The following is a 6638-nucleotide window of genomic DNA, read 5'->3' as shown; positions in this document are numbered from 1 at the left end:
GGCGGCGGTGGAATTGTCGGCGACGATCCTGCTGACGACGTCGGAATCGCAGGCGCCGATGAGTTACGGGATTTACCTGTACATGCAAAGCGTGGCGGGGCGCGGTCCGGGTGCGGCGATGGGGGTGCTGGCGGTGGTCATCGTGGCGCTGGGCACGTATGCGTCGCATGTGATCGTCGAGCGTACCTCGGCGCTGACCCGTTCGCGTCAGGTCGATGACGAAGAACCAACCGTACCAACAACAATAAAACCAATAGCTATATAACAGTAGCACCAACACTACCGGCTACGCCTCAGGAGACAAGTTCACATCATGAAGCAACTGAAAAAGATCGCAGTAGAGTGCAAGAACATTGGGCTGTCGTACGACGGCGGCAAGACGGAAGTCTTGAAAGACATCAACCTGCGCATTGAACCGGGCGAGTTCTTTGCGCTGCTGGGCCCGTCCGGCTCGGGCAAGTCGACGCTGCTGCGGCTGATCGCCGGCTTCAACCAGCACCAGCGTGGCGAGCTGCTGGTCGACGGCCGCGACATCACCGGCGTGCCGCCGCATGCGCGCAACATCGGCATGGTGTTCCAGAGCTATGCGCTGTGGCCGCACATGACGATCTGGGACAACGTCGCATTCGGCCTGGTCGAGCGGCGCGTCGACAAGGCAACCATCCGGCAAAAGGTGGGAGCAGCGCTGGAACTGGTGAGCCTGTCGCAGTATGCGAACCGGCGTCCGAACCAGCTCTCGGGCGGCCAGCAGCAGCGTGTTGCGCTGGCGCGCACCATCGTGATCGAACCGCAGGTGCTGCTGCTCGACGAACCGCTGTCGAACCTGGACAAGAAGCTGCCAGCAGCGTGTTGCGCTGGCGCGCACCATCGTGATCGAACCGCAGGTGCTGCTGCTCGACGAACCGCTGTCGAACCTGGACAAGAAGCTGCGCGTGCAAATGCGGCAGGAGCTCCTCTCATTGCAACGCAAGCTTGGCATTACCACGGTGTTTGTCACGCATGATCAGGAAGAAGCGATGACGACGGCCGACCGGATGGCGGTGATGGACAAAGGCATTGTGCAGCAGCTGGGTACGCCGGCCGCGCTGTTCGACTATCCGGCCAATCCGTTCGTGGCCAACTTTGTCGGCACCGCCAATCTCCTTACCGGCGAAATCAGACAGGTTGGTGGCGACCTGCTTCGTTTCAAGGCACCCGGTATCGGCGAGATCAATTTGCCGAAGCATCCGGATGCACGTTCGGGACCAATGGCCCTGAGTTTCCGTCCTCATACCATACGGATGACGGTCGGCGATGCGGTTCTTGACGGCGCGTACATCTGGCTCAACGGCCTGATTGAACATATCGAGTTTCTTGGCGAGTTCACACGTTACCGTGTGCGAGTTGGCAACATCGCCATCACGGCAGACCAGGCCCATTATTGTGGAATGGCTCCTTTTGCGCGCTCCACCTCGGTCCGTATAGGAATAGATACTTCACAAATCCGGTATTTACCGTTGTGAGAGACACTATGTGCAGAAATCGAAACCTGAAAATCGTCGCCACCTTAGGCGCATCTTCTGGCACGCCTCAGGAAATCAAAAGACTTTTTGATGCTGGAGCCGACGTATTCCGGATCGATTTGGCACGAGACAGCCGTAATGATCATCGAAAGCTGATCGAAGCGGTTCGTCAAGCGGAAGCAGAAATTGGCCGTCCGCTCGGCATCATGCTGGATCTGCAAGGTCCTACCATGCGTGTCGGCGGATTTCGTCAATCAGGTGTCGAACTCGTTACCGGACAGGGGTTTCGTTTTGACCTGTCGCCGGGATTAGGGGACCACAACCGGGTTTGTTTACCCTATCCTGCCATTTATGCATCGGCCCAGGTCGGAGGCGACGTATATCTGGAGGAGGGAGCAATTCGCTTGCGCATTGAGACCATCGGTGGGGATGCGATCCATACACGAGTTCTCTCCGGCGGACGCATTCATGATGGCCAGGAACTCAAGATTCCGCATGTACCGTTACACGATCCGGTGTTAACTGAAAAAGATCTCGACGATCTGTCTTTCGGCTTGTCTATAGGCGTCGAATGGATGGCGCTATCGCTTGTGCAAAGCAAACTGGATCTGCTGGCATTTCATCAGCAGATCGATGGAAAAGGAAAAGCCCGTGTCATTGCCAAGATCGAGTGCCGGGAAGCCTTGGAGCATTTGCAAGAAATCGTAGCAGCAGCAGATGCGGTCATGATCGTCCGCGAAGCACTCTCAGTCGAACTTCCGATGGAAGATGTACTGGTTACCCAAAGAGCGATTGTGCGCGAATGCCGGGCGCAGGGTAAACCAGTGATCGCGGCAACACAAATGCTGGATTCCATGGAACACCGGTCCGTACCCGTGGCCGCTGAAGCCAGCCATGTTGCGAGCGCTGTGTACGACGGCATAGACGCGGTCGTATTGTCCTCGGAAACCGCCAGCGGCAAATATGCGACCGAGGCTATTGCGGCGGTAGACCGCATTGCGCAACGCGTGGAGCGCGACGGAGGCCATCAGCGCTGCGGTGCGTGGAATAGCCGAACTCCTTCCCCTTTGTTTTACCGCTGCCTATACGTTTTCCGGTTCAACGTGTCTTGCGGTCGCCAAAGCGCGGCCGCGATCGCCCATACTGGGATTATCTCCGTCACTCGAAACGGCACGCATGTTGTCGCTGGTGTGGGGTGTCTATCCTATACATTCGGCTGCATCGCCAACGGTTGAAAACATGCTCGACGATGTATTTTGCGAGGCAAAAGAGGCGGGTTTCACGGAATCGGGCCGGCCGTTTGTCATTGTGGCCGGCATGCCGTTTGGAACGCCGGGATCGACCAATCTAATGCGCATCGCGTGGACATAAGCGGAAAGCAGGCATATCTTCTATGGAAATTTATCAGCTACGCACCTTTATTACAGTGGCCAAGCTTGGGCACATTACCAAGGCCGCTGATGCCTTGCATGTAACCCAGCCTGCCGTGACCGGCCATATCAAGGCGTTGGAGCAAGAACTCGGCATTACCTTATTCGATCGCGGGCATGGACGTATTTCACTGACAAAAGCGGGAGAGATCCTGCTCCCCGAAGTCGAAAAGACGCTCGGCGCCTTCAATGCGACGCTGGCCAAAGCGAAGGAGCTGAAAGGCGAAATCACCGGACGTGTATTGATCGGCACCGTCGGCGATCCGGACTTGCTCAGGCTTGGCAGCTTCCTCAATGGCTTGCTGACCGCTCTTCCGCTGCTGGAAATCAAAACACGATCGGGACTTGCCGCTTCCGTACTCGATGCGGTGGCATCCGGAGAAATCGCCGCAGGCTATTACATTGGAACCGTACATAACCCCGATGTCGCCAGCCTTGCGTTGCGAGGCGTCCGCTATCGTGTCGTCGCACCTAAAAGTTACAGTGACCGCCTTCCTGCCTGCGGTTGGGGAGAAATAGCAGGCATGCCCTGGATAGGCGCGCCGGAAAAAAGCCATGTACACCAGTTACTTGTATCCATGTTTGGGCGGCAAGGCCTTCGTCCCAACATCGTCATGGAAACGGATGAGCTGACCTCTCCGCATAGTCTCGTACGCGCCGGACTCGGTTTGTCGCTGATGAGAGAAGACCTTGCGCTTATTACGGCGGAAAAAGGAGAAATTGCCATCTGGAGCCATGCCGTGGTGGATACGCAACTCTCTTTCCTGTATCGCGTCGATGCCGAGTTTGACCCGGTGTTGGTTGGCATGCTGTCCATTCTGCGCGATACCTGGGGCGGGGTGTCTGTAGAGTAGACGCGCATTGATTTTTCATTCGTCTGTTTGAAAACTTTGTCCGCGAAGGAACCCTTGATGCGCGGGAGACCACTTACGATAAGCGTGGCCGGGTGTTGAACGGCGCGCATTTCAATGCGGGCTACCCATGAACCAAGACTTTAGATATCTGATCGAGGACTTTTGCAGGCAGTGCGGCATGGATAACCCGAACCGGGTCCTGGACGGCGGCACGCTTATCGTCAATCAGGTGGACTTCTCGCTCGTCCACAACGAGAAACTCAATCCAGCAGCCGTGATCATCTATGGCGATCTCGGAGAATTTCCGCCTGGATGCGGTGCTACACCGTATCTGAATCTGCTCGAAGCCAATATGGGCGTTGACGGCGAGCCCGTCTATGCCCTCTCTTATGATACCGGCCGCGGCGTGCTGACCGACCGCTACCCGCTCAACCGAAAGAGCGCTTCAGAGCAATTACGCGAGGTCCTGGTTCACCTGGCCGCGAAGATCGTCGAATGGCGCAAGGCTCGCGTTGCAACAGGAGCGCAACCCGGTTCTGCATCTCGCGGCTTGCCTGGACTGCAGGCTTCCTCTCTTCATCCAGCCCGTTCGCCGAAGCCCATTTTAAATGGAGCGATATCGTCCGGAGCACCGTCCATAAGGCAGTCAGCAGACAGCTCTCTTATTGCAGCCCGCCCGATGGACGAGCGCGTCACTCAATTAATCCAGGCCTTTTGCACACTGGCAGCGCCACCCGATCCGGCACTTGTTGTCCTGGGCGAATCAGTTACCGTGGACGGCATTATGTTTTGGCTGACGTGCAAGGAACAGCAGGGAAGTCCATTACTGCGGGTTCGCTGCGATTTTGGTGAACTGCCAGGTGAACGTCTTGCGGATGCTTGCAAGACATTACTTACGATGAACTGGTATCTGTATAACGGAATAGATCCCGCTTTTTCTATCTGCCCGAAAAGCGCGCGCGTGTTGTTTGAAAAAAGCTACTCGCTGGAGACGCTCACGCCGAACATCCTGCATCGTACGCTGACCGAGCTTGCTGCGAAAGTGGGTGAATGGCGCCTGGTGCATTTCCTTGAGCCTTTACCGGCGTCACGCAAGTACAGGCCGGAATGGGCGAAGCAACAATAGGCAAGGCCAATTTTTAAAACAGGAAATAAATATGCCACCTCCAAATTTCAATAGAGTATGCAGCCAATTTGTTAGCGCGTTCTCACGCGAGCCCCGACGCGATCAGAGTGCGGCCAATATCACACATGGCACAGGGACCGGACCACGACCGGGAAACCCACCATGGACCCAATTCCGCAGATTATTTGTTGATCTGGTTCTTTGCCGGCAAAGCGCTACAGACAATTTCAGCGAGCCGCAAACATCTACGACGAGTTCATCTGCATCGATCTCGTCATCAGCAAGGTTGCCGGAGAGGGCTACGGAATTGCCGCTTCCTGACACGAGCGCTGCCGAATGTTTCGACATTATCAGGGAACTCTCCCCCTACAAATCCTTCATGGAGGATGACCGCAGGGTGCCGAAGCACCTACGGGAGACGCTAAAAACAGAACTTAGCAGTGCTGTGAAACTACTAAAGGACGGACCATTAATCCTTGGAGAAGACCATACCCAGCCGGCCGCGCGGGCGCTTCTAGCCGAGTTAATATTCAATGGACAAGTAAAGAACCTTTTTCTGGAACTGGGAAGCCTGGAATTGGACATGTTTGATAACCGGCCCGGCACGCACGGGAAACATGTAAGTGATCATCTGCGGGGGATGGCGGAGAAGAGTCAACCGCTCTCAGACAGTCCTTTATGGATAGGAGAAGTTGCACCGTTCTTAGAAATGCTTGACGACCGCCATAAAAACACGATTGGCATGGTGGAGGTAATCGAAATTGCCACCACCTCTGGAGTAAAGGTTCATTGGGTCGATAATGCGATCGAAAGTAGTCCCTCATCATCAAGAGGCATGCGCAACCGAAATAAAGTAATGGCGGCCACAATCATCGAACGTGGCGGTAAAGACGCTGGTTCAGTACTTCTTGTCGGCGCTGCGCATACCAAGAGTGATCGCTCCGGCGGTGCACCGATGCAGGGAATCCTTGGACTGGACGATGACAGGGTAAAAGATCTTAGCTCGCTTGGCCGAAAGGGAAGCAGCGCGGTAGGCTAGTAGGTATTCCTAGGCCGCGCCAAAAAGCTTGTCGATGTCGACCTTATGCGGCAGTTCGATCCAGGAAAATATTCACCGTCTGGCCGGATTGCCTTGGTACGATGTGGGAAGGAGAGCACCACTGCTTGGATAATGGCGCTCTGCCGCATGAACCGAGTAGCCGCAGTTGACGCAATTGCTTGTCATAACTGACTTTGACCAAATAATCGACAAGTGCGACTTGAGTCGGGGCCGATGCGGATTGCGTCCAGATGAACTTCAATCTTGCTACGTCTTTGTGATTTTTCCCGGGATTGCCCCGCAGACCCGATGCATTAAGGAATTGATGGGACTGGAAAAGAATACGTACAGGCCCTAATTCATTCGAATTTAAAGTGTTTATCGGCCAACGTCCAGAGGGTGAGCGGGTCAATTTCCGTTTTGTCTGCTTGTGACGATGAAGTTTCTTCGCGTTGACCGTTATTCAGGGTATTGAGGGCTGGGATTCGTAGTGGGGGCTGTTAGCCAAAGTGTTTCCACACTCGCATTGCTTATTCAGACAGATGCTGAGTCAGCCGCTCCACCTTCCACCAGGCAGGAAGCAAGCCAAGCACTTCCGGACGGGCGAAGCGATCATCAATCAGATAAACGTAGCCTCTGTCAGATTGCGTACGGATGACTCGTCCGGCTGCCTGCACCACCTTCTGG

General features: G+C 55.3%; 5 protein-coding genes and 3 pseudogenes. 7 read left to right on the top strand and 1 reads right to left on the bottom strand.

What is annotated here, in order from left to right; translation table 11 throughout:
• The 7 genes and pseudogenes from ASE07_RS24715 to ASE07_RS24690 form a co-directional block, all read left to right on the top strand.
• Positions 1 to 265: pseudogene (locus ASE07_RS24715) on the top strand (hypothetical protein); the annotation flags it as partial.
• Positions 266 to 322: 57 nt separating this feature from the next.
• A pseudogene (locus tag ASE07_RS30535) lies at positions 323 to 1502 on the top strand (ABC transporter ATP-binding protein).
• 8 nt (positions 1503 to 1510) lie between these two features.
• Positions 1511 to 2509, top strand: a pseudogene (pyk, locus tag ASE07_RS24705) (pyruvate kinase); the annotation flags it as partial.
• A gap of 31 nt (positions 2510 to 2540) precedes the next feature.
• Entirely contained in the window at positions 2541 to 2873 is a 333-nt protein-coding gene (locus ASE07_RS30975) for a pyruvate kinase alpha/beta domain-containing protein (protein ID WP_162256949.1), read from the top strand.
• Between the two features lie 22 nt (positions 2874 to 2895).
• The gene (locus ASE07_RS24700; protein ID WP_057293484.1) at positions 2896 to 3786 is read left to right on the top strand and encodes a LysR family transcriptional regulator; all 891 of its coding nucleotides are present in this window, start codon (positions 2896 to 2898) and stop codon (positions 3784 to 3786) included.
• 127 nt (positions 3787 to 3913) lie between these two features.
• Positions 3914 to 4912, top strand: coding sequence for a CesT family type III secretion system chaperone (locus tag ASE07_RS24695; protein ID WP_082584459.1), 999 nt, complete (start codon positions 3914 to 3916; stop codon positions 4910 to 4912).
• Positions 4913 to 5219: 307 nt separating this feature from the next.
• Complete coding sequence (locus tag ASE07_RS24690) at positions 5220 to 5951, top strand: hypothetical protein (RefSeq protein ID WP_156396993.1); 732 nt, start codon at positions 5220 to 5222, stop codon at positions 5949 to 5951.
• 530 nt (positions 5952 to 6481) lie between these two features.
• Here ASE07_RS24690 and ASE07_RS28445 read toward each other — a convergent pair.
• On the bottom strand, positions 6482 to 6638 hold a 157-nt coding region (locus ASE07_RS28445), incomplete at its 5' end, for a helicase C-terminal domain-containing protein (protein WP_156396991.1).

The organism is Noviherbaspirillum sp. Root189, from assembly GCF_001428545.1.
Lineage (GTDB): Bacteria > Pseudomonadota > Gammaproteobacteria > Burkholderiales > Burkholderiaceae_D > Noviherbaspirillum.
The sequence above is the reverse complement of the archived record's forward strand: the minus strand, read 5'-3'. Positions and strand labels throughout refer to the sequence as shown.

What these genes read in the sequence shown, in the direction of transcription:
- ASE07_RS24695 (WP_082584459.1), top strand. Translation starts at nt 3,914, where the DNA reads ATGAACCAAGACTTTAGATATCTGATCGAGGACTTTTGCAGGCAGTGC.
- ASE07_RS24700 (WP_057293484.1), top strand. Translation starts at nt 2,896, where the DNA reads ATGGAAATTTATCAGCTACGCACCTTTATTACAGTGGCCAAGCTTGGG.